This window comes from Photorhabdus luminescens subsp. luminescens (assembly GCF_001083805.1).
GTDB classification, from domain to species: Bacteria; Pseudomonadota; Gammaproteobacteria; order Enterobacterales; family Enterobacteriaceae; genus Photorhabdus; species Photorhabdus luminescens.
This window is the reverse complement of the sequence record NZ_JXSK01000005.1, coordinates 1-23,809: the sequence shown is the minus strand read 5'-3', so window position 1 is coordinate 23,809 and position 23,809 is coordinate 1. Positions and strand designations below refer to the sequence as shown.

The 23,809-nt window shown below is 44.9% G+C and carries 20 protein-coding genes, 1 tRNA gene and 3 rRNA genes; 15 read left to right on the top strand and 9 right to left on the bottom strand.

Annotated features, from left to right (window positions below; genetic code table 11):
• Positions 1 to 248: 248 nt before the first annotated feature.
• The 7 genes from aroK (at position 249) to trpS (ending at position 6,389) form a co-directional block, all read left to right on the top strand.
• The gene (aroK, locus tag TI10_RS13320) at positions 249 to 770 is read left to right on the top strand and encodes a shikimate kinase AroK (protein ID WP_011144496.1); all 522 of its coding nucleotides are present in this window, start codon (positions 249 to 251) and stop codon (positions 768 to 770) included.
• Positions 771 to 817: 47 nt separating this feature from the next.
• Entirely contained in the window at positions 818 to 1,918 is a 1,101-nt protein-coding gene (gene aroB / locus TI10_RS13315) for a 3-dehydroquinate synthase (RefSeq protein WP_049583842.1), read from the top strand.
• 171 nt (positions 1,919 to 2,089) lie between these two features.
• Positions 2,090 to 3,016, top strand: a complete 927-nt coding sequence (locus TI10_RS13310) for an SPOR domain-containing protein (protein ID WP_049583841.1) — start codon at positions 2,090 to 2,092, stop codon at positions 3,014 to 3,016.
• A gap of 83 nt (positions 3,017 to 3,099) precedes the next feature.
• Entirely contained in the window at positions 3,100 to 3,912 is an 813-nt protein-coding gene (dam, locus tag TI10_RS13305) for an adenine-specific DNA-methyltransferase (protein ID WP_049583840.1), read from the top strand.
• Between the two features lie 60 nt (positions 3,913 to 3,972).
• Complete coding sequence (gene rpe, locus TI10_RS13300) at positions 3,973 to 4,653, top strand: ribulose-phosphate 3-epimerase (RefSeq protein ID WP_049583839.1); 681 nt, start codon at positions 3,973 to 3,975, stop codon at positions 4,651 to 4,653.
• Positions 4,643 to 5,347 carry a phosphoglycolate phosphatase gene (locus tag TI10_RS13295; RefSeq protein ID WP_049583838.1) on the top strand — a complete coding sequence of 235 codons (705 nt, stop codon included), beginning with the start codon at positions 4,643 to 4,645 and terminating at the stop codon, positions 5,345 to 5,347. The genes rpe and TI10_RS13295 overlap by 11 nt, the downstream gene beginning before the upstream one ends.
• Before the next feature lie 4 nt (positions 5,348 to 5,351).
• Entirely contained in the window at positions 5,352 to 6,389 is a 1,038-nt protein-coding gene (gene trpS / locus TI10_RS13290; protein ID WP_049583837.1) for a tryptophan--tRNA ligase, read from the top strand.
• A 685-nt stretch (positions 6,390 to 7,074) separates the two neighbouring features.
• On the opposite strand, the gene TI10_RS25080 is transcribed toward trpS, so the two are convergent.
• Complete coding sequence (locus TI10_RS25080; RefSeq protein ID WP_155416479.1) at positions 7,075 to 7,236, bottom strand: hypothetical protein; 162 nt, start codon at positions 7,234 to 7,236, stop codon at positions 7,075 to 7,077.
• Between the two features lie 257 nt (positions 7,237 to 7,493).
• On the opposite strand from TI10_RS25080, the gene TI10_RS13285 reads away from it, so the two are divergent.
• Genes TI10_RS13285 through TI10_RS13270 form a run of 4 tightly spaced genes read left to right on the top strand, consistent with a single transcriptional unit; the run spans position 7,494 to position 9,937 of the window.
• A complete protein-coding gene (locus TI10_RS13285; RefSeq protein ID WP_049583836.1) occupies positions 7,494 to 7,787 on the top strand; it encodes a BufA1 family periplasmic bufferin-type metallophore in 294 nt (97 codons plus the stop codon).
• Positions 7,788 to 7,811: 24 nt separating this feature from the next.
• Positions 7,812 to 8,738, top strand: coding sequence for an MNIO family bufferin maturase (gene bufB / locus TI10_RS13280; RefSeq protein WP_244161584.1), 927 nt, complete (start codon positions 7,812 to 7,814; stop codon positions 8,736 to 8,738).
• Positions 8,707 to 9,456 carry an HvfC/BufC N-terminal domain-containing protein gene (locus TI10_RS13275; protein WP_049583835.1) on the top strand — a complete coding sequence of 250 codons (750 nt, stop codon included), beginning with the start codon at positions 8,707 to 8,709 and terminating at the stop codon, positions 9,454 to 9,456. The genes bufB and TI10_RS13275 overlap by 32 nt, the downstream gene beginning before the upstream one ends.
• Position 9,457: 1 nt before the next feature.
• A complete protein-coding gene (locus TI10_RS13270) occupies positions 9,458 to 9,937 on the top strand; it encodes a DoxX family protein (protein WP_049583834.1) in 480 nt (159 codons plus the stop codon).
• 10 nt (positions 9,938 to 9,947) lie between these two features.
• On the opposite strand, the gene TI10_RS13265 is transcribed toward TI10_RS13270, so the two are convergent.
• The 4 genes from TI10_RS13265 to sodA form a co-directional block, all read right to left on the bottom strand.
• Positions 9,948 to 10,148 carry an anti-sigma factor family protein gene (locus tag TI10_RS13265; RefSeq protein ID WP_049583833.1) on the bottom strand — a complete coding sequence of 67 codons (201 nt, stop codon included), beginning with the start codon at positions 10,146 to 10,148 and terminating at the stop codon, positions 9,948 to 9,950.
• Positions 10,141 to 10,731, bottom strand: a complete 591-nt coding sequence (locus tag TI10_RS13260; RefSeq protein WP_049583832.1) for an RNA polymerase factor sigma-70 — start codon at positions 10,729 to 10,731, stop codon at positions 10,141 to 10,143. The genes TI10_RS13265 and TI10_RS13260 overlap by 8 nt, the downstream gene beginning before the upstream one ends.
• A gap of 285 nt (positions 10,732 to 11,016) precedes the next feature.
• Positions 11,017 to 11,688, bottom strand: coding sequence for a 6-hydroxyaminopurine reductase (gene yiiM / locus TI10_RS13255; protein WP_049583831.1), 672 nt, complete (start codon positions 11,686 to 11,688; stop codon positions 11,017 to 11,019).
• A gap of 118 nt (positions 11,689 to 11,806) precedes the next feature.
• Positions 11,807 to 12,433 carry a superoxide dismutase [Mn] gene (gene sodA / locus TI10_RS13250; RefSeq protein WP_049583830.1) on the bottom strand — a complete coding sequence of 209 codons (627 nt, stop codon included), beginning with the start codon at positions 12,431 to 12,433 and terminating at the stop codon, positions 11,807 to 11,809.
• A gap of 373 nt (positions 12,434 to 12,806) precedes the next feature.
• Here sodA and acs point away from each other — a divergent pair, with 373 nt between their 5' ends.
• The 4 genes from acs to TI10_RS13230 all read left to right on the top strand — a co-directional run bounded on the left by acs (position 12,807) and on the right by TI10_RS13230 (position 18,520).
• A complete protein-coding gene (acs, locus tag TI10_RS13245) occupies positions 12,807 to 14,762 on the top strand; it encodes an acetate--CoA ligase (protein ID WP_049583829.1) in 1,956 nt (651 codons plus the stop codon).
• 63 nt (positions 14,763 to 14,825) lie between these two features.
• Positions 14,826 to 15,137 (top strand): DUF485 domain-containing protein, encoded by a 312-nt coding sequence (locus tag TI10_RS13240; protein ID WP_049583828.1) that lies wholly within the window; start codon positions 14,826 to 14,828, stop codon positions 15,135 to 15,137.
• Positions 15,134 to 16,783, top strand: coding sequence for a cation/acetate symporter ActP (gene actP / locus TI10_RS13235; protein ID WP_049583826.1), 1,650 nt, complete (start codon positions 15,134 to 15,136; stop codon positions 16,781 to 16,783). The genes TI10_RS13240 and actP overlap by 4 nt, the downstream gene beginning before the upstream one ends.
• Before the next feature lie 153 nt (positions 16,784 to 16,936).
• Entirely contained in the window at positions 16,937 to 18,520 is a 1,584-nt protein-coding gene (locus TI10_RS13230) for a phosphoethanolamine transferase (protein ID WP_049583824.1), read from the top strand.
• A gap of 246 nt (positions 18,521 to 18,766) precedes the next feature.
• On the opposite strand, the gene rrf is transcribed toward TI10_RS13230, so the two are convergent.
• The 4 genes from rrf to TI10_RS13210 form a co-directional block, all read right to left on the bottom strand.
• Positions 18,767 to 18,882: ribosomal RNA gene (gene rrf, locus TI10_RS13225) — 5S ribosomal RNA — on the bottom strand.
• Positions 18,883 to 19,017: 135 nt separating this feature from the next.
• Positions 19,018 to 22,332: ribosomal RNA gene (locus TI10_RS13220) — 23S ribosomal RNA — on the bottom strand.
• Positions 22,333 to 22,523: 191 nt separating this feature from the next.
• Positions 22,524 to 22,599 (bottom strand) — tRNA-Glu (locus tag TI10_RS13215).
• Between the two features lie 82 nt (positions 22,600 to 22,681).
• Positions 22,682 to 23,809 (bottom strand): 16S ribosomal RNA (locus TI10_RS13210); the annotation flags it as partial.

The following is a 23,809-nucleotide window of genomic DNA, read 5'->3' as shown; positions in this document are numbered from 1 at the left end:
TTAGCATACAAGAGTTAACTAATTGAGTGGTCGGGTTTAACATCGCAATAATCAGCCAATGAAACCAGAGCTTTCGTCACAAAAAGCTCGTCGTTGATTTATATAGTTGCAAAACTGGCTGATGTACTGAGATAATTTTGTTATCTGATCTCACATTACCGCTCATGAGGTTTCAGTTTAGGTCCCGCTGCTGATTTGATTAGCGGGGCGGGTTATCATTAACGAATAGTCTTAGTAATACCAAAAACATGGCAGAGAAACGTAATATCTTTCTGGTTGGGCCTATGGGTGCCGGCAAAAGCACTATTGGTCGTCAGTTAGCTCAGCAACTCAATATGGAGTTTTACGACTCCGATCAAGAAATTGAGCGACGTACCGGAGCTGACGTGGGCTGGGTATTCGACGTGGAAGGCGAAGAAGGCTTCCGCGAACGCGAAGAAAAAGTGATTAACGAACTCACTGAAAAACAAGGCATTGTACTGGCGACTGGCGGAGGTTCTGTGAAATCCAGAGAAACCCGTAATCGTCTGTCTGCCCGTGGTGTCGTGGTCTACTTGGAAACCACCATTGAAAAACAGCTAGCACGCACCCAGCGCGATAAAAAACGCCCCTTACTTCAAGTTGACGCTCCAGCACGTGAAGTTTTAGAAAATTTAGCAAACGAACGTAATCCTCTGTACGAGGAAATTGCTGATGTCACTATCCGTACCGATGAGCAGAGCGCTAAAGTTGTCGCTAACCAAATCATTGAGTTACTGGAAAAGAACTGATTCAAGCAAGTCTGTACAGCGATAAATAATTAAGGCGAAGGCTGCTTATGGAAAAGATCACTGTCACTTTAGGGGAACGTAGTTACCCAATTACCATTGCAAAAGGGTTATTTGACGATCCTTCTGCTTTTGCACCACTAGAAGCAGACCAGCAGGTTATGCTGGTAACGAATCAAACCCTAGCTCCGCTGTATTTGGCAAAAGTAAAAGCCACCTTGCAGCAAGTCGGGATTCGGGTAGATGAAGTGATTCTACCTGATGGTGAACAGTACAAATCTCTTTCCGTATTAAATGATGTATTTTCTGCTTTGCTGGAAAATAACCATAGCCGGGACACAACACTTATCGCTCTCGGTGGCGGCGTAATCGGTGATTTAACTGGTTTTGCCGCTGCCTGTTATCAACGTGGCGTCCGTTTTATTCAAATACCTACCACCCTTCTTGCTCAGGTTGATTCCTCTGTCGGAGGAAAAACCGCAGTAAACCATCCCTTTGGCAAGAATATGATAGGCGCATTCTATCAACCGGCCTCTGTGATGGTCGATCTCAATTGCCTGCAAACGCTTCCAGCCCGCGAACTCTCTTCCGGTCTGGCTGAGGTCATTAAGTACGGTATCATTCTCGACAGCGCATTTTTTAGCTGGCTTGAAGATAATATGGATAAACTTCTAGCTCTCGACAACCAAGCAATGGCTTACTGCATCCGTCGTTGCTGCGAATTGAAAGCTGAAGTTGTCGCAGCAGATGAGAAAGAATTGAGTGGCTTGCGTGCCCTGTTGAATCTTGGTCACACCTTTGGTCACGCCATCGAAACAGAGATGGGATATGGTGTCTGGTTACATGGAGAAGCGGTTGCCGCAGGCATGGTCATGGCAGCAAGAACAGCTCAACTTGCCGATAATTTCCCTGAACAGGATACTCAACGTATTATCCGATTGTTGGAACGGGCAAATCTGCCTGTATACGGGCCACAAAATATGCCGCCGGAAGCCTACCTGCCACATATGATGCGAGATAAGAAAGTTATAGCAGGTAAATTACGACTGGTTCTTCCAACAAAAATAGGTAAAGCCGATCTCCGCTCAGATATTGAACACAATTGTGTTATTGACGCTATTTGTCAATGTTTACCCTATGAAAACGGGTAAATTTTAAGTAAGTTGTATGCTTATGGTATTAAATTAAATGTTTTTTTGCATACATCTGATTGTTGTGTCATAAAATAACAATTCTATCAGACAAACTTCTATCTTAGTTAAGTCAGCCAGCCGGACTGGCTTCAATTGCAATTGGCAATATTGGCTCTGTTTGGAGGGCATATGGACGAATTCAAATCAGAAAACGAACAAAGAGCAGATAATGAGTTTAGGCCAGATACCTCAGATCGTCGTTCCTCACGCTCGCGTCAGCCATTAAACAAACCCAAATTCGCGATTTCACGTCAGCAAATGATGCTCGGCATTGGGATTTTAGTGCTGCTACTGCTGATTATTGCTATCAGTTCTGCCTTAAAAGCCCCGACAGAACATGAAAAACAGCAATCGCCAAATGTTGCCGAGAAGAATATTGATTTATCAGGTTCATCATCCAGCAACGATAACAGTCAACCTATAACATCAGAGAGTAACACCACAAATACAATTAACAGGCCACAGGAAATCCATGTTCCTCCTGTTAGTAGTACTGCAACTCAACCTCATCAGCCTCAAACTAACAATGGCGAAAGCCAAAATCAGCGCATTGAATTGCCAGGAAATATTCCTGATGCACTGACTCAACAACAAAGTAATATAAATCACGCAGTGCAAAATCTGAATCAAGCTCAACAATCACAGCCAGTAACACCACCGCCGGTGGTACAGCAAAAACCGGAAAATATCCGTCCACTGAAATCAGAAACACCAGCTAAATCAAAACCATCGACAAATCATACTAGCAGTAAAAACAATGAGGTCAGTAGCGCCAGTAGTGATCTATTGAGAACCCCGGCAAACCACTACACTTTGCAATTAAGTAGTGCCAGCCGCTCAGATACACTGACCGCTTTTGCTAAAAAGTATAGTCTTACCCATTACAAAGTTTATGAAACTAAACGTAATGGAAAAGTTTGGTTTGTTTTAATTCATGGTAATTACCGTTCCGTTTCTGAAGCTAAACAGGCTGTTTCATCTCTACCGGCCGAGATTCAGGCGAAAAAACCTTGGGTCAGAACGATGCAACAAGTGCAACAAGACCTAAGAAAATAAAACAATATTTATTAGGCGCTGATATGCTGTCCTAAACAGAGTACAATCTGCGGCTCTGGAATGATTGAGTAATTATTGACAGCATGAAAAAAAAACGCGCTTTCTTAAAATGGGCCGGTGGAAAATACCCGTTGGTAGATGACATCAAACGTCATCTGCCAGCCGGTAGTTGTCTGATAGAGCCATTTGTTGGCGCAGGTTCTGTCTTTTTGAACACCGACTACGATTCTTATATCCTCGCTGATATCAACAGTGACCTGATTAACCTGTACAACACAGTAAAACTCAGGGCTAATGAGTTTATCGTCCACACACGCCCTCTGTTTACCCAAGAATACAATACAGCCGAACATTTTTATCAGTTACGAGAGCAATTTAACCAAAGCTCTGACCCGTTCTATCGCAGCGTGTTATTCCTTTATCTCAATCGCCACTGTTACAACGGCCTCTGTCGTTATAATTCTCATGGTAAATTTAACGTACCTTTTGGCCGTTATAAAAAGCCCTACTTTCCTGAAGAAGAATTACACTGGTTTGCTGAAAAAGCCAAAAATGCGACTTTTATCTGTGAGCACTATCAACACACGTTGAACAAAGCACATCAAGGCTCGGTTATCTATTGCGATCCCCCCTATGCTCCTTTGTCAGCAACAGCGAACTTTACGGCGTATCACACCAATAGCTTTAACATTGCAGATCAGGAAAATCTGGCAAATATTGCATTTAAGTTATCATCAGAACGTGCAATTCCTGTTTTGATATCCAACCACGATACGCCAATGACACGAAAATGGTACTATCAGGCTTCACTTCATATTGTCAAAGCACGTCGTACCATCAGCAGGAATATCCTTGCCCGCAGTAAGGTAGACGAACTTTTGGCATTATATCGCTGATTTATCCACTCCCTTTTTGCCTGGCAATTAAGGGATGATAGAAACGATTTGGAGAAGATAATGAAAGACTTTCTGATTGCCCCATCCATTTTATCTGCAAATTTTGCGCGGCTGGGTGAAGATACCGCTAAGGTGCTGGCAGCAGGGGCTGATGTTGTTCACTTTGATGTTATGGACAACCATTACGTCCCTAACCTGACTATCGGTCCGATGGTCTGCCAGGCTCTGCGGGATTATGGCATCACTGCGCCAATCGATGTCCATTTGATGGTAAAACCGGTTGACCGCATCATCCCTGATTTTGCCAAAGCAGGAGCGACTTACATTACCTTTCACCCAGAAACCAGCGAACATATTGACCGCAGTTTACAACTCATCAAAGAGCATGGTTGTAAAGCTGGCTTGGTATTCAATCCTGCAACTCCATTGAGTTATCTTGATTATGTTCTGGATAAACTGGATATCATTCTATTGATGTCGGTAAATCCCGGTTTCGGTGGTCAATCTTTCATCCCTGGAACACTAGAGAAACTGCGTCAGGTTCGTAAAATCATTGATGAAAGCGGTTATGATATCCGTCTTGAGGTAGACGGTGGTATTAAAGCTAGCAATATTGCCGCGACTGCAACCGCGGGGGCAGATATGTTTGTTGCTGGCTCAGCCATTTTCAGCCAACCAGATTACAAAACTGTTATTGATAATATGCGTAGTGAATTGTCAAAGGTATCTCATGGCAAGTAAGGTATTAAAAGGTATTCGTGCTATCGCTTTTGATCTGGATGGCACACTAGTAGACAGTGCCGGTGGTTTGGCAGATGCACTGGATCAAGCGTTGTTAGCCAAAGGTCTCCCTGCTGCGGGAAAAGAGCGGGTTGCTGCTTGGGTAGGTAATGGCGCAGATATTATGGTCGAACGTGCGTTGACATGGGCCAACGTTAAATTGACTACCCAACTGCATAAAGAAACCCGCGAGCTGTTCGATCGTTTCTATGAAACAACCGTAACAACAGGCAGTCAACTGTTCCCAGGAGTCAAAGTTACATTGGCTGAACTGGCAAAACACAACTTGCCAATGGGTATCATCACCAATAAGCCAACACCTTTCATTGCTCCTCTGCTGGCTTCTTTAGGCATCAGTGAATATTTCTCATTAGTGTTAGGTGGTGATGATGTTAAAGAGAAAAAGCCACATCCGGCACCTATTTATTTAACAATGGGCACATTCGGACTGCGTAAAGAAGAGCTGCTCTTTGTCGGTGATTCCCGTAATGATATTTTAGCGGCACAAGCGGCTGGTTGCCCTTGTGTTGGTTTAACTTATGGATATAACTACGGTGAATCTATTGCATTAAGTAATCCAGATTGCATATTAACGAATTTTTCGGATCTGCTATCCACAATTGGACTCCCATTTTTAAAACTTCAGGAAGCATAATAAAATGAATGAACCCCCTGTATCTGAAACACTAAACTCCCAAAAACCTATTGTATTCAGCGGCGCACAACCTTCCGGTGAATTAACCATCGGTAACTACATGGGGGCGTTACGTCAGTGGGTTAAAATGCAGGATGATTACGACTGCATCTATTGCATTGTTGACCAACATGCAATCACAGTCCGCCAGGACCCAAAAGAACTACGAAAACGTACTTTGGATACACTAGCGCTCTACCTAGCTTGCGGCATCGACCCAGAAAAAAGTACTATTTTTGTCCAATCTCATGTCCCACAACACGCTCAGTTAAGCTGGATTCTAAACTGCTATACCTATTTCGGTGAACTCAGCCGCATGACTCAGTTTAAAGATAAATCAGCTCGTCATGCCGAAAACATCAATGCAGGCTTGTTTGACTATCCGGTACTGATGGCTGCGGATATTTTGGTATACCAAACAAACCAAGTTCCTGTGGGCATCGATCAGAAACAACATCTTGAACTGAGCCGTGATATTGCTCAACGATTTAATTCTATCTATGGCAATATCTTCGCCGTACCAGAACCGTTTATCCCAACGGGTGGCGCTCGAGTTATGGCCCTTCAAGACCCAGAAAAGAAAATGTCCAAGTCAGATGATAACCGCAACAACGTTATCGCTTTGTTGGAAGATCCGAAATCAGCCGCTAAAAAGATAAAACGCGCAGTCACGGATTCAGAAGAACCGCCCCGTGTTCGCTACGATCTGGAACAAAAACCGGGGGTTTCCAACTTATTAGATATCCTCGCGGGTGTTACTGGCAAAACCGTTCCTGAACTGGAAGCAGAATTTGAAGGCCAAATGTATGGCCATCTAAAAAGTGCTGTTGCTGATGCAGTTTCCGGTATGCTGACTGAGTTACAAGAACGTTTCCATCATTTCCGTAACGATGAAGTCTTGCTGAATAAAATCATGGCGGAAGGTGCAGCGAAAGCAAAAGCCCGCGCTCAGATTACGCTAGATAAAGTGTATGAAGCTGTTGGCTTTATTGCCCATCCTTAAATCGATAAAATGTGCACGTTCATCACGTGCACATTTCAGGCTACAAAAAACTCATTTAAAAACGAGACGTATTTTTACATCATTGATGGTAAAAAGTCTGATAGTTTAACCAGACAGAAAAGCAATACGATTGGACAGATTAAAACAGTGTAAAGCAAGCTTAAACTGACCTATTTAAGGTATTCCGATTTTTCATATTCGATTATTTAACTGGTTGATTAAAAAGTTTATTCTGCGGTTGAAAATATTATTAAAGCGGTTCATTTTGGAAAATATATTACCTGATTAACCTATTCATATACCCTATGGATTTCAAGATGCATCGCGACGGCAAGGGAGCGAATCCCCGGGAGCATAGATAACTATGTGACCGGGGTGAGCGAGTGCAGCCAACAAAGAGGCAACTTGAAAGATGACGGGTATATTCTTATTTACTTTTTTTCGGGGAATATAACCATTAACAAAACCAATTTTTGCTTCTCATTTTCCATTGATAGTTTTATGAAGGGCAGATTTTAAGCCATTATTAAAGGCCATTGTTTTACCTTCTAGTTTTAATCGGTATAAGGTTTTGACCGTTGTTTTTACCACTTTTAACACCTGCTTTTTATTAGGTTTAATCAGAAGTTTTTCAGCATCCTAATACTGTGCCACATCACTCCCCAAATGCCTAGAACAACACGGCTCACAAGGCTGAAATCTGCCCGATAAACCATGTCGGATAGCATAAGTAGACGGAAGCCTCACTATAACGGTTTCCTGTCGCCCCTGACGGAAAAATCTGGGATTCAAACGATTTTTCAGACATTTTTTGCCGCTTACCATGAGTTTTCGCTCCACTGAGCATCAATCCCCTCCTACGATGAACATGAAGGTATACGCTTAGAAAACGGAAAACATCTTAAAACAAACCTGTTTCTTGTACAGACCAATATCTGAGTCACAAAAATAAGTCATTAAAAATCAGTTCACTATAAAAAAAATCATTTTTTTCTCATATTCACTGTAAGAAATTGATGCGTGGTGCGACTAATTGAGTGAAGCAAATGCTTGTTTCAGCAAAGCAGTAATTTACCTTCTACACAAATATAAAAGGAACGTTCTATGACGAAGCAAACAACAAAAGCATTATTGGCCCTAGCTTTAGGCAGCGTATTTATTGCAGGGAGTACTTCAGCAATGGCGGATGCCGGCAGCAAAACGGAGAAATGCTATGGCGTTTCTCTGAAAGGGAAAAATGACTGTAAAGCAGGTGCAGGCACCACCTGTGCTGGTACCTCAAAAAAGGATTATCAGGGTAATGCCTGGAAAATGGTACCGGCGGGTTCCTGCGTAAAAATGAAGTCTCCGACCTCCCCAACCGGTTTTGGTCAACTGGACGCATTCAAAGAAGTGTAATTTCGGCATCAGGCAGGAGCTCATATGATGACAATTTCTTTACCCTCACACAGCGTCTCTCGTGATGCTCCTGACCACCTCATGCTAAATAGGCTTCCGGCCAGAGCAGGGATCGGATTAAAGCCAGAGCATTTTCGCGCTATTCTGCGCGATAAACCCGGCATTGGTTTTTTTGAAATTCATGCGGAAAATTATCTGGTTGCGGGTGGTCCGTTTCATCAGGCACTGACTGCCATTCGCCAGGATTATCCGCTCTCTATTCATGGAGTGGGCCTGTCCATCGGAGGAGAAAATCCTCTGAATCAGTCCCACTTACAACGTGTTGCTGAGCTGGTTGAACGTTATCAGCCGGCTGTTTTTTCTGAACACCTTGCCTGGTCAACGCACAACGATCTATTTCTCAATGATCTGCTGCCGCTGCCTTATACCGACGTCACACTGACACGGGTCTGCGAACACATCGATCAGGTACAGAATGCGCTGCGTCGCCCCATTCTACTGGAAAACCCATCCACCTACATCGAGTTCAGTGCCTCAACCATGAGCGAAACTAACTTTATCTCCGAGGTGATACGCCGCACCGGATGCGGACTACTGCTAGACGTCAACAATCTCTATATCAGTAGCGTCAACCATAATCGCTGCCCGTGGCAAATGCTATTCGAGCTGCCACTTCACCGCGTCGGTGAAATTCATCTGGCGGGCTATACGGAAAGCCGCGATGGGGCAAACGACCTGCTGCTGATTGATTCACACGACAGTCATGTGACCGAACCTGTCTGGGATCTCTACAACAAAACCCTGAGTGAAACGGGGCCGATCGCTACCCTGCTAGAATGGGACAGCAATATTCCACCATTAGACGTGTTGCTGAACGAAGCCAGCCATGCCCAGCGTTACATTACAGAGAGCACGAAAAATGCAACAACAACTGTATCAAGCACTTCTTGACCCCGACCTCACAGTACCTGAGGGGCTGACAGCCTGGAACGGCAGCGATCCGGCGGTACGTTTTGCGATTTATCGTAATAATGTCATAACATCGCTGATCGACGCACTGGCCGAAAACTGCCCCGTCCTTCTCGCCCAGCTCGGAGAGCGCTTTTTCCGTGCGATGGCGGCGGAGTTTATACGTCAACAGCCGCCTTCTTCTCCTGTTTTGGCGGGCTATGGCGCACAATTGCCGAACTGGATTGCGACGTTTCAACCGTTGGCAGACTGGCCCTGGCTGAGCGATCTCACCCGGCTGGAAATGTTGTTTATTGAATCGCTGCACGCGGCAGACCCTATCGAACAAACGGCAGAAGCGGCCCTCGGTGACGATCCCGCACAGTTGCTGATGGCGCTCCATCCCTCAGTACGGCTCTTTAGTTCAGATTATGCCGTCTTCAGCCTGTGGGCCTCACACCAACAAAGTGAAAATGAGATAGCGCTGGACCCATTCCAGCCCGAACATATGCTGCTGTGCCGCGTTGACGACGACGTGCGAATAATGTTACTCAGCCGTGCGGAAATGCAATTTGTCGCCATGCTCCAGTCCGGTCGGTGTCTTACCGAAGCCCTAGATATCGCCGCTAGGGAGGATGCGACTTTTGAGCCTCAACCGGTTTTACAACGCATGCAGCACTACGAGCTGATTCTTTCTCTATATAGCAACACGGAGCGTTAAGATGGCATTACTCAAAATATTAGCGTTAAAGGGGCAACGCATTGCGCAGGAAAGTGTTATCCCCCTTCTGGCGCGCATTAGTCTCGCCGCAACATTCTGGCTGTCGGGCCAAAGCAAAGTAGTGGGATTAAACATAGATATTCTGGAGACAAGCACACCCTGGCAACTAGGGATTCCGCGCGTTACCGACAGCTCCGTGTCGCTCTTTACCAGCGAGTACAAGCTTCCTTTGCTGTCACCCGATGTTGCTGCCGTCATGGCCGCGACCGCAGAACACTTGTTTCCGCTGTTGCTGATTGTCGGATTTGCGACACGTTTCTCCGCACTAGCATTAATGATGATGACGCTGGTAATTCAGATATTTGTTTATCCGGATGCCTGGCCTGTCCACGCTACTTGGCTGACGGCTCAGCTATATCTGGTAACGTATGGCGGTGGGAGGTTTTCATTTGATCGCCTGATTTACCGCCATCGTACCTGATTCCCCTTCCCTACGTTACTTTATTTTGATTCTCGTTTTCGCCACGAGCGAATGCGGAAGTGATAGTGCGCAGGTCGGCAAGCTGTTGTCTGAAATTCCGGCACCCGTTGCACATTCGCAAATGCAGCATTAGCTGAACATGTTGAGAAAGCACGATTTTTTCATCCAGCGCCTGAGACATCAGGCGCGTAGCTTGGTAACAACTAAGCATATTTACCCTCCTGGGAAAACCAGCGTTGTGACAAACATTCACGTAAACGCATACGCGCACGCCAGAGCATCACATTCAGGTTGCTGACAGAGAGCGCCATCTCCTGACAGATCTCCTGAGTCTCAAGGCCAACAAATTCACGCATCATAAATGCCCGCGCGTTTTGCGTTGGCAACTGTGTCAGACAAAGCTCGAAAACCGTCCAGAATTGCTCCTGCTCGGCCGCCTCATCCGGTAAATGCCAGCGCTGAGGATGCTCGTTTCGCGGCCAATGACCAGATTCATCAAACAACGCTTCAAAATTTTGCTCATCAGCATCATCAGTCAATTGCACGCTACTATGCCGATAACGCATACGCAAGGCATCCGAGATTTTGTTGCGCAGGATCGTAAACACCCAGCTCTTCCAAGCGGCTCGTCCGGCAAAAGAAGCGGCATTCTTCATCGCCCCTTCCAGCGCCTCTTGGACAACATCTTCCGCTTGATGAAAATCATTCAACTGCAAGCTGGCAAACTGCAACATCTGTTTATGCAGCATGGAAAAAAACTGCGGATCCCGCAGCAGGTTATTGATATCGGACATTGTGGTTTCTATCTTAACAAGGATTGTTCTGGATAACCGGGTATTATTGGCGGAATCGCCGAAATTTACTCACATGACTTAGGGACCGTTTGGGGAATGGAGGTAATTCTAAATTAAAATCCATCTAATAGTAACAAAATGCGATGAAAAGACGCTTAATGTCCATGCAAACTGCTAGTAAAAACCTTTTCGTTTTATCATTGACGAAAACTTGGCAGTGATAAATAGTCAAGACGCTAAAAGTCAGCAATCTAAAATGTGCACGTGGTGAACGTGCACAGTTTATCATTTTCCGAACAACCTACGGTTAAAATCCTCAATCTTTCCAAACATCACCCGCTTTTGCATAGTCAAGCTCCAACTAGCAGATAACCCAGCAGCGCTCATCAGCCGGCGATATTGCTCTTCATCAAATGGCATATTAAAAGCAATCGCTATCGCTTCCTTAACGGAAACATCACTATTACGGGAAACAAGAACAAGAGGTTCATCTGGGCTGACATTTCCCGCGGCAATAATTCTATAAAGCCAGCCACAACGGCCACTCCCCTGCATAATGGCAGAAAAATTGCTGATACCAGAATGAGAATTAAGTTTGTAACAAGGCGAACGAGGTTGAGTTACTTGAATTATTGCTCCTCCCCAACTGAAAATGTCACCAATACAAACATTTTCTTCGGTCAACCCAGTTGTGGAAATATTTTCACCAAATGCTGGTGCAATAAAAAAATCTTCTTGATCAGGAAATTGATGTTTCCAGAAATCATAGTGTTCACGAGGATAATGACAAAGCGCACGATCAGGGCCGCCGTGGAAACGGGTTTCGGCCTGCTCATCACCTTCTAATCCTAAAGAAGTCAGACGCAGGCTACCATCAACCATCCGTTTGTTAATTGCGCTGGCAGAAAGTTTTCCTGATATTTCAATTTTACCTGTATATACCTGCGGACAATACATAATTCACTTTCCTTATTGAAATCAGTCTGACATCACCATCATAAACCAACATTCAACCAATAAAAATGCCGGCAGTCATATCAGCCGGCATAGCAGAAAAGAGAAATTATTCAGCAAGTTATTTCACTTTTTCCTGGTAACGTATTGCTGCTTCATCCCAGTTAACAACGCTCCAGAACGCTTTAATATAGTCAGGACGACGGTTTTGGTACTGTAAATAATAAGCATGTTCCCAAACATCCAGACCAATAATCGGATAACCAGATGCACCAGAAATAGCTTCACCCATCAATGGGTTATCCTGGTTAGCAGTCGATACAACCGCCAGTTTGCCATCATCTTTCAGTACTAGCCACGCCCAGCCAGAGCCAAAACGGGTAGCCGCCGCCTGCTCAAATTTCTCTTTAAAAGAATCTACGCTACCGAAATCACGTTCAATAGCTTCTTTTAATGAACCTTGCAGAGTTGTGCCTAATTTCAGACCTTTCCAAAACAAGCTATGGTTAGCGTGTCCACCAGCATTGTTACGTACAAAAGTACGTTTATCAGCAGGTATCTTATCTAATTGCTGAATCAGATCATCAATATCCAGTCCCGACAGCTCTGGGAAAGCTTCCAAGGCGCTATTGGTATTATTGACGTAAGTCTGATGATGCTTGGTATGGTGGATTTCCATCGTCTGCTTATCAAAATGAGGTTCCAGAGCTTCATAAGAATAAGGAAGAGAAGGTAATGAATAGCTCATATCATGTACTCCAGTCATATAAGAATGGTTCAAAGTCCACACCTTGTGAACAACGTGATCATTATAGTTAATTAAATATTATTGGAAATGTTTATCAATACCATATTCTCATTATGGTTTTATCATACAACTGTGTTTCAGTGACTTATCAGTCAATTTATCTATATTTAACATTATTATTAGATTAGGATTTTGGATTACTATTTTTGATTAGCAATTAAACCTAAAGAAACCCGCCACACTAAATGACAATTACGTGAAAAATATTCTTTTTATTGCGTGATCTTCCGCGCAAAAAAAAAACAAAAATTCTCTTTACACTTTAGTTAACTTTGATTTGACATAATATTAACATTCGCAAGGAGAATATTATATGACCAAAATAATGAAGCACCCTATTCCTGCCACCATTGCAGAACATGCCCTGATGAATAAACAACAATATCAACAAAACTACCAATTATCGTTGCAAGATCCGGAAAGATTCTGGGGTGAGAAAGGCAAAATTGTTGATTGGATTCAACCTTACACCAAGGTAAAGAATACCTCTTTTGATCCTGGACACATCAGTATCCGCTGGTTTGAAGATGGAACACTAAACTTAAGCGCAAATTGTCTCGATCGCCATCTAAAAGAACGTGGTGATCAAACCGCTATTATCTGGGAAGGTGATGATCCAACAGAATCTAAAGCAATAACCTATCGTGAACTACACCATGATGTATGCCAGTTTGCCAATGTATTAAAAAATCTAGGTATTAAAAAAGGCGATGTTGTTGCTATTTACATGCCGATGGTGCCGGAAGCAGCGGTTGCCATGTTAGCATGTGCCCGCATTGGTGCTATCCACTCTGTTATTTTCGCAGGTTTTTCTCCTGACGCCGTATCCGGGCGCATCATCGATTCGAATACTAAACTTGTCATTACTGCCGATGAAGGATTGAGAGCCGGACGCACTATCCCCCTGAAAAAGAATGTCGATGACGCATTAAGTAATGCAGCCGTTGTCAGTGTATCTAATGTAATCGTTTTTAAACGTACTGGAAATATTGGTCACTGGCAATCTGGCCGTGACCTTTGGTGGCATGAATTGGTCGCAGACGCTAGTGCTGACTGCCCAGTTGAAGAGATGAATGCAGAAGACCCGCTGTTTATTCTCTATACTTCCGGATCTACCGGTAAACCTAAAGGTGTACTGCACACCACCGGAGGTTACCTTGTATATGCATCTCTAACATTTAAATATGTATTCGATTATCAGCCGGGGGAAGTCTATTGGTGTACAGCAGATGTAGGTTGGGTTACCGGACATAGTTATCTGCTCTACGGCCCCCTTTCCTGCGGCGCTATTACTCTAATGTTTGAAGGCGTGCCAAACTATCCTGCGGTTAACCGTCTAAGTCAGGTTATTGATAAACATCAGGTAAATATCCTGTATACAGCACCAACAGCGATCCGAGCCCTGATGGCTGAAGGCGACAAAGCTATTGAAGGAACAAAACGTACTTCTCTGCGCATTATGGGATCAGTTGGCGAGCCGATTAACCCGGAAGCTTGGGAATGGTATTATCAGAAAATTGGTAACAGCAAATGCCCAATTGTCGATACCTGGTGGCAAACAGAAACTGGTGGCTTCATGATTACACCACTGCCAGGCGCAACCGAACTGAAAGCAGGTTCCGCAACGCTACCTTTCTTCGGTGTTCAGCCCGCGTTGGTTGATAATCTTGGTGAACTACTAGAAGGTGTTTGTGAAGGAAATCTGGTTATTACCGACTCTTGGCCGGGACAAGCACGCTCACTATTTGGCGATCATGACCGTTTCGAACAAACCTATTTTTCTACCTTTAAGGGAATGTATTTTAGTGGTGATGGCGCACGCTGTGATGAAGATGGCTACTATTGGATAACTGGCCGTGTTGATGATGTGCTGAATATTTCCGGCCACCGTCTAGGTACTGCTGAAATTGAATCTGCTTTGGTCTCCCATCCTAAAATTGCAGAAGCGGCTGTCGTAGGTACCCCACATAACATTAAAGGGCAGGCAATTTATGCCTATGTCACCTTGAATCACGGTGAAGAGCCCTCTCCAGAACTCTATACAGAAGTCCGTAATTGGGTACGTAAAGAAATCGGCCCGATTGCTACACCAGACATCCTACACTGGACAGACTCATTACCAAAAACCCGGTCAGGAAAAATTATGCGTCGTATCCTGCGCAAAATAGCCTCCGGCGATACCAGCAATCTAGGAGATATTTCAACACTAGCAGATCCAGGAGTAGTAGAAAAATTGTTGGAAGAAAAACAAACAATGAGTATTTCGTGACAGATCATGCCGCCATAAGGCGGCTGTAATCAAAATATAATAAATATAAGAGGATATACTCCAATGAATGACGATATTTACCTAGGGATCGAGAATAACCCTCGTTTCAAAGAACTGGTTGAAAAGCGAGGGCGTTTTGCATGGTTGCTATCAATAATCACATTAGTTCTGTATGTCGGTTTTATTTTTCTCATTGCATTTGTACCCGAATGGCTAGGGACTCCCCTTTATAATGGTTCCAATATCACTCGTGGAATACCCGTTGGTGTTGGTTTAATTATTATTTCATTCATTTTAACCGGTCTATATGTCATCAGAGCCAATAACGAGTTTGATCATCTTACCTCACAAATTCTCAGTGAGGTAAATAAATGAAAAAGTTCCTATCATTAGCAATAGCGCTATTTCCTCATCTCACCTGGGCTAACGCAATCTCTGGAACCGTAGAAAAGCAACCTATTAATATTCAGGCTATTATCATGTTCGTCCTGTTTGTTGGTTTTACTCTCTACATCACTTACTGGGCCTCAAAAAAAACACGCTCCCGCGCTGATTACTATACGGCGGGTGGACGTATTACTGGTTTTCAAAATGGAATGGCAATTGCGGGAGATTTTATGTCCGCAGCATCATTCCTCGGCATTTCCGCTTTAGTTTATACGTCTGGTTATGATGGACTAATTTATTCTATCGGCTTCTTGATTGGCTGGCCTATTATCCTATTTCTGATTGCCGAAAGATTAAGAAACCTTGGACGTTATACTTTCGCTGATGTCGCTTCTTATCGGTTACAGCAACGCCCAATCCGTACATTATCCGCAATTGGTTCGCTGTTTGTTGTCGCCCTTTATCTTATCGCTCAGATGGTTGGAGCAGGTAAACTTATCGAATTGCTTTTTGGACTTAATTACCATGTAGCGGTCGTATTGGTTGGTATCCTGATGGTACTTTATGTTCTGTTTGGCGGTATGCTAGCAACGACCTGGGTACAAATTATCAAAGCTATCCTATTGCTAGCTGGCGCCACCTTTATGGCCCTTATGGTCATGAAAGCAGTAAACTTCAATTTCAATACGCTATTCAAAGAAGCCGTTGCTGTTCATTCAAGAGGTGAAGCCATCATGAGCCCAGGAGGATTGGTATCTGACCCAATATCCGCGCTTTCCCTCGGTCTCGCATTGATGTTTGGTACTGCTGGCTTACCTCATATTATTATGCGTTTCTTTACTGTAAGTGATGCGAAAGAAGCACGAAAAAGCGTTTTCTATGCGACTGGCTTTATTGGCTATTTTTACATTCTGACCTTTATCATCGGTTTCGGTGCTATTTTACTGGTTAGTCCAAACCCTTCCTTTAAAGATGCTACCGGCGCACTCATTGGTGGTACTAACATGGCAGCCGTTCACCTCGCTAATGCAGTTGGCGGCAACTTGTTCCTGGGTTTCATCTCTGCTGTCGCTTTTGCCACAATTCTAGCTGTTGTTGCGGGGCTAACACTGGCTGGCGCATCAGCGGTATCACATGACCTATACGCAAACGCCATTAAACGCGGTAAAGCCAATGAGCGAGATGAACTGAAAGTATCAAAAATAACAGTTGTGATACTTGGGTTTATTGCCATCGGATTAGGTATTTTATTTGAAAACCAGAACATAGCCTTCATGGTTGGATTAGCATTTTCTATTGCTGCAAGCTGTAACTTCCCAATTATTCTTTTATCCATGTACTGGCGTAAACTCACTACCCGTGGTGCCTTAGCCGGAGGTTGGCTAGGATTAATTACAGCGGTAGTTTTGATGATTCTCGGCCCAACAATCTGGGTCAGCATTCTTGGTCACAATAAACCAATCTATCCTTATGAATATCCAGCATTATTTTCAATGATTATCGCTTTTATTGGCTCATGGATATTTTCTATCACCGATAATTCACAACAAGGTATACAGGAAAGAGAACAATTTAGAATCCAGTTTATTCGATCACAAACAGGACTTGGTATCGCACAAGGAAAAGTACACTAATTACATTTTTATGTCCAACCTCTCCTTCGGGAGAGGTATTTTCATTGGAAGTCACCTAAATTCAGAGCTATTTCACAAGTTAACCTCTTGTTTTAATCCCAGGTTAATGATTAACTCTTTTATTTAAATTTATTAATTAAATTATTAATCTGTATGCGAAACAAATGGACAATTATTATTATTTTGACTCTCTCTTTACTACCGATAATATTCATTAGTGATTTATCTGGTGAGTATAAGTTAAAAATAATATTACTAAGTTTCTTGCTAGTAAGTGTTAATGCATTTTTTTATTGTTATAAATATCTTAAGCCTTTGGTTTTACTTATTTCTCTATTGTGGTCGCTTAATATATCTACATCTTTTTTCTTCTTTAATGAACATCAGATAAGCTTTTCTTCAACTATTGCCAATACTTTTATTAATACAAATAGCAATGAAGCTGTAGGTATGTTGTCTTACAACAAATACTATGTGTTTTTCTTTATTTTCATGCTGTTAATATATTTTTTGTCTATTAGATGGCTATCAAAAAATATAGACAAAAGATTACTCAAATCTAGTTTATGGGCTTTTATTTTTGTCTGTCTGTTAGTGCCTATTGACTACTATATCTCAGGAAAGAAATATTCAGGTGATATTATTCTATCAGAACACTTTTTAATGGGAACACCATTCTATAACTCATCAGCAATGGTAAAGGCAATATATGAAAATCAACAAATTAAAAATATTTCTTCTGTTAAAGTGAATTTTAATTATATAAAAGAGGATAAAGATATTGATATTTACATATTGATGATAGGAGAATCAACAAGGAGAGATCATATGTCTCTGTACGGTTATAATAAAGCCACAACACCAACATTGGACGCGATGCAGAGAAATATGTTGATATTCAATCAAGCTATTTCTCCAGCTCCAGTTACTATATTATCCTTACCTATTTCACTTTCTAATATTACTCTATATCAGCTCAAAAATAAGGTTCATTATGCCGACAATATTATATCTTTAGCTAAAGATGCAGGATTTAAGACAACCTGGATAAGTAACCAAGGAAGATCAGGTAAAAGCAATAGCCTGATCACAGTTATTGCTAATATGACTGAAAGCCAAAAATGGAATGAATATATTGGATATGATGAAGAGTTACTACCCTATTTAGATGATGCGCTAAAACAGAAAGGTAAGAAATTTATTATTATGCATATCTATGGCAGTCACGAGCCATCCTGTAACAGATTTCCCGAGAATAAACTAATATCTTTCTCATCGAACGAAGATGATAATTGCTATGACAGCTCAATAATTTATACAGATCAGCTAATAGAGAAAATTATTAATAAAATAAAAGATTATAAAGCATCTATTCTCTATTTTTCAGATCATGGATTACAACGTTTAGATAAAAATGGTGACATCCGTTATCACCACGGAGTTAGTCATCCTCGAAAAGAAGCTTACAATATTCCCTTATTTATCTGGTATAACGATAATGTCAATCCAAGATATCGTCATACTGGTATAATAAATACCCTTTTCTCAACTTCAGATAATTATTACCTTATTAGTGATTGGCTAGGTATTTATCATAAATCTCCAAAGTACTGCCGTTCACCATTAAGCAATTGTTTCAAACCACAGAAAGAGCTAATGGTGATCGATGGTAATAAAAACCTGATGAAATATAGCGAGCTTTCTGACGAGAAAGATATCAAAGCTCCAGGTAAATAATTTGGATTCAATATACAAGTGTCTTAGCCATGATACCAACCATAAATAATGTATTTATGGGCATAAGAGAAAGCGTAAGCTTGTTATTTTAGTACTTACATTCAAGTCGGCCATATATTGTGTATATAGTAGCCCTGATAACACGTATAGAGTAGTAATTAGATAATAATATATGCAAATAAAATGATACATAGTCTAATACGCAAAAACCCCCAGCTCTCGCTGAGGGTTCCTACTGTATTTAAAGCCTGGCAGTTCCCTACTCTCACATGGGGAGACCCCACACTACCATCGGCGCTACGGCGTTTCACTGCTGAGTTCGGCATGGGGTCAGGTGGGACCGCCGCGCTATCGCCGCCAGGCATATTCCGTTTTATCCCGGCCGTTGCTTCTCCACAACCGCCCGGTTCAATCTCTGAACAAGCTGAAATTCATCTCTCTTCCGTCTTCTGACCGCTGTCCGCTGTCTTCTGACACCAAAACACCTTCGGCGTTGTAAGGTTAAGCCTCTCGGTTCATTAGTACTGGTCAGCTCAATGCATCGCTGCACTTACACACCCAGCCTATCCACGTCTTCGTCTTAAACGTTCCTTCCGTGACCTCAAGTCAAGGGAAGACTCATCTCAAGGCAAGTTTCCCGCTTAGATGCTTTCAGCGGTTATCTCTCCCGCACTTAGCTACCGGGCTATGCCATTGGCATGACAACCCGTACACCAGCGGTGCGTCCACTCCGGTCCTCTCGTACTAGGAGCAGCCCCTTTCAATCTTCCTGCGCCCACGGCAGATAGGGACCGAACTGTCTCACGACGTTCTAAACCCAGCTCGCGTACCACTTTAAATGGCGAACAGCCATACCCTTGGGACCTACTTCAGCCCCAGGATGTGATGAGCCGACATCGAGGTGCCAAACACCGCCGTCGATATGAACTCTTGGGCGGTATCAGCCTGTTATCCCCGGAGTACCTTTTATCCGTTGAGCGATGGCCCTTCCATTCAGAACCACCGGATCACTAAGACCTACTTTCGTACCTGCTCGAGCCGTCACTCTCGCAGTTAAGCTGGCTTATGCCTTTGCACTAACCTCACGATGTCCGACCGTGATTAGCCAACCTTCGTGCTCCTCCGTTACGCTTTGGGAGGAGACCGCCCCAGTCAAACTACCCGCCAGACACTGTCCTCGGCCCGGATGACGGGCCTGAGTGAGAACATCGAGCATTCAAGGGTGGTATTTCAAGGATGGCTCCATGCAGACTGGCGTCCGCACTTCCAAGCCTCCCACCTATCCTACACATCAAGGCTCCATGTTCAGTGTCAAGCTATAGTAAAGGTTCACGGGGTCTTTCCGTCTTGCCGCGGGTACACTGCATCTTCACAGCGAGTTCAATTTCACTGAGTCTCGGGTGGAGACAGCCTGGCCATCATTACGCCATTCGTGCAGGTCGGAACTTACCCGACAAGGAATTTCGCTACCTTAGGACCGTTATAGTTACGGCCGCCGTTTACTGGGGCTTCGATCAAGAGCGTCGCCTTGCGGCTAACCCCATCAATTAACCTTCCAGCACCGGGCAGGCGTCACACCGTATACGTCCACTTACGTGTTGGCACAGTGCTGTGTTTTTAATAAACAGTTGCAGCCAGCTGGTCTCTGCGACTGGCTTCGGCTCCGGGGGCAAACCCCTTCACCTAACGCCAGCGTGCCTTCTCCCGAAGTTACGGCACCATTTTGCCTAGTTCCTTCACCCGAGTTCTCTCAAGCGCCTGAGTATTCTCTACCTGACCACCTGTGTCGGTTTGGGGTACGATTCAATGTCACCTGATGCTTAGAGGCTTTTCCTGGAAGCCGGGCATCAACCACTTCACCGCCGTAGCGGCTCGTCATCACGCCTCAGTGTTAAAAGAAGAGCGGATTTGCCTGCTCCTCCCACCTACACGCTTAAACCGGGACGACCGTCGCCCGGATGGCCTAGCCTTCTCCGTCCCCCCTTCGCAGTCACATTCAGTACAGGAATATTAACCTGTTTCCCATCAGCTACGCCGTTCGGCCTCGCCTTAGGGGTCGACTCACCCTGCCCCGATTAACGTTGGACAGGAACCCTTGGTCTTCCGGCGAGCGGGTTTTTCACCCGCTTTATCGTTACTTATGTCAGCATTCGCACTTCTGATACCTCCAGCAGGCCTCACGGCGCCGCCTTCAACGGCTTACAGAACGCTCCCCTACCCATTCAGAGAACAGACGTCAGAATACAGCTTACAGACGCCGCCCCAGTCCAGTCAGCATTTTCGCTATCTCTTCATAGCCATCGCGCCATTCCTGCCACTGAACCCGATTGATATAGCCCAAATCCAGACAATATCTTAACCATACACGCATCTCATCGGCACTGCCTAAGGCTATACTAATGAAACGCCTGAACTCGGGTTTGGAATAATGCTGCTTACCAAAGCCCTCGGCAAGGTTGGCGCAAATGCCCTTACTTGCCCGCCCGACCTGGTCCGCTAATCCATATTGTTCGTACTGAGGAAATGTCAAACTCACCTGATGAATTTCTAACGAAATTCGATAAGCTTTCTTAAACACGTCCAATTGCTCGAATCCATATGACATCATTCCGTCCTCTGTCTTCTGAAATCTGTCCTCTGAATGCCGCAGCTTCGGCGCATGGTTTAGCCCCGTTACATCTTCCGCGCAGGCCGACTCGACCAGTGAGCTATTACGCTTTCTTTCAATGATGGCTGCTTCTAAGCCAACATCCTGGCTGTCTGGGCCTTCCCACATCGTTTCCCACTTAACCATGACTTCGGGACCTTAGCTGGCGGTCTGGGTTGTTTCCCTCTTCACGACGGACGTTAGCACCCGCCGTGTGTCTCCCGTGATGACATTCTTCGGTATTCGCAGTTTGCATCGGGTTGGTAAGCCGGGATGGCCCCCTAGCCGAAACAGTGCTCTACCCCCGAAGATGAACTCACGAGGCGCTACCTAAATAGCTTTCGGGGAGAACCAGCTATCTCCCGGTTTGATTGGCCTTTCACCCCCAGCCACAAGTCATCCGCTAATTTTTCAACATTAGTCGGTTCGGTCCTCCAGTTAGTGTTACCCAACCTTCAACCTGCCCATGGCTAGCTCACCGGGTTTCGGGTCTATACCCTGCAACTCATTTCGCCCAGTTAAGACTCGGTTTCCCTGCGGCTCCCCTATTCGGTTAACCTTGCTACAGAATATAAGTCGCTGACCCATTATACAAAAGGTACGCAGTCACCCTGATTCATCAAGGCTCCCACTGCTTGTACGTACACGGTTTCAGGTTCTCTTTCACTCCCCTCGCCGGGGTTCTTTTCGCCTTTCCCTCACGGTACTGGTTCACTATCGGTCAGTCAGGAGTATTTAGCCTTGGAGGATGGTCCCCCCTTCTTCAGACAGGATTTCTCGTGTCCCGCCTTACTCATCGAACTCACAACCACGCCATCTTCGAGTACGGGGCTGTCACCCTCTCTCGCCGGCCTTTCCAGACCGTTCCTCTGATGCTGTGGCTGATGCAGGTTCTGGGCTCCTCCCCGTTCGCTCGCCGCTACTGGGGGAATCTCGGTTGATTTCTTTTCCTCGGGGTACTGAGATGTTTCAGTTCCCCCGGTTCGCCTCATTAACCTATGGATTCAGTTAATGATAGTGCAACGCATTGCACTGGGTTTCCCCATTCGGACATCGCCGGCTTATAACGCTTCATATCAGCTTACCGACGCTTTTCGCAGATTAGCGCGTCCTTCATCGCCTCTGACTGCCTAGGCATCCACCGTGTACGCTTAATTGCTTAACCTCACAACCCGAAACTGTCTCGGATTGTTCAGCTTGAGAGACTCGTCAATCACACCGCAACCGGTATCATTGACTGTTTCAATTTTTCAGCTTGTTCCAGATTGTTAAAGAGCTTATATCGCTAAACCGATTCCGAAAATCCGCTTAAAGATACCTTAACGACAACGCCTTTCACCCGTCATCTTCGCAAGCTGGCGTCCCCTAGGGGATTCGAACCCCTGTTACCGCCGTGAAAGGGCGGTGTCCTAGGCCTCTAGACGAAGGGGACCCGATGGTCAGCTTCGCAGACGCGCTTGCACTTTACTTTCATCAGACAATCTGTGTGAGCACTGCACTCAACCTATCTCAGGTAAGGAGGTGATCCAACCGCAGGTTCCCCTACGGTTACCTTGTTACGACTTCACCCCAGTCATGAGCCACAAAGTGGTCAGCGCCCTCCTTGCGGTTAAGCTACCGACTTCTTTTTGCAACCCACTCCCATGGTGTGACGGGCGGTGTGTACAAGGCCCCGGGAAACGTATTCACCGTAGCATGCTGATCTACGATTACTAGCGATTCCGACTTCATGGAGTCGAGTTGCAGACTCCAATCCGGACTACGACAGACTTTGTGTGTTCCGCTTGCTCTCGCGAGGTCGCTTCACTTTGTATCCGCCATTGTAGCACGTGTGTAGCCCTACTCCGTCAGGGCCATGATGACTTGACGTCATCCCCACCTTCCTCCGGTTTATCACCGGCAGTCTCCTTTGAGTTCCCGCCATTACGCGCTGGCAACAAAGGATAAGGGTTGCGCTCGTTGCGGGACTTAACCCAACATTTCACAACACGAGCTGACGACAGCCATGCAGCACCTGTCTCAGAGCTCCCGAAGGCACAACCTCATCTCTGAGGTCTTTCTCTGGATGTCAAGAGTAGGTAAGGTTCTTCGCGTTGCATCGAATTAAACCACATGCTCCACCGCTTGTGCGGGCCCCGTCAATTCATTTGAGTTTTAACCTTGCGGCCGTACTCCCCAGGCGGTCGATTTAACGCGTTAGCTTCGGAAGCCACAGCTCAAGGCCACAACCTCCAAATCGACATCGTTTACAGCGTGGACTACCAGGGTATCTAATCCTGTTTGCTCCCCACGCTTTCGCACCTGAGCGTCAGTCTTCGTCCAGGGGGCCGCCTTCGCCACCGGTATTCCTCCACATCTCTACGCATTTCACCGCTACACATGGAATTCTACCCCCCTCTACGAGACTCCAGCCAACCAGTCTTAGATGCCATTCCCAGGTTGAGCCCGGGGATTTCACATCTAACTTAATTGACCGCCTGCGTGCGCTTTACGCCCAGTCATTCCGATTAACGCTTGCACCCTCCGTATTACCGCGGCTGCTGGCACGGAGTTAGCCGGTGCTTCTTCTGCGGGTAACGTCAAAATCCAGCTCTGTTCAAGCTGAACCCTTCCTCCCCGCTGAAAGTACTTTACAACCCGAA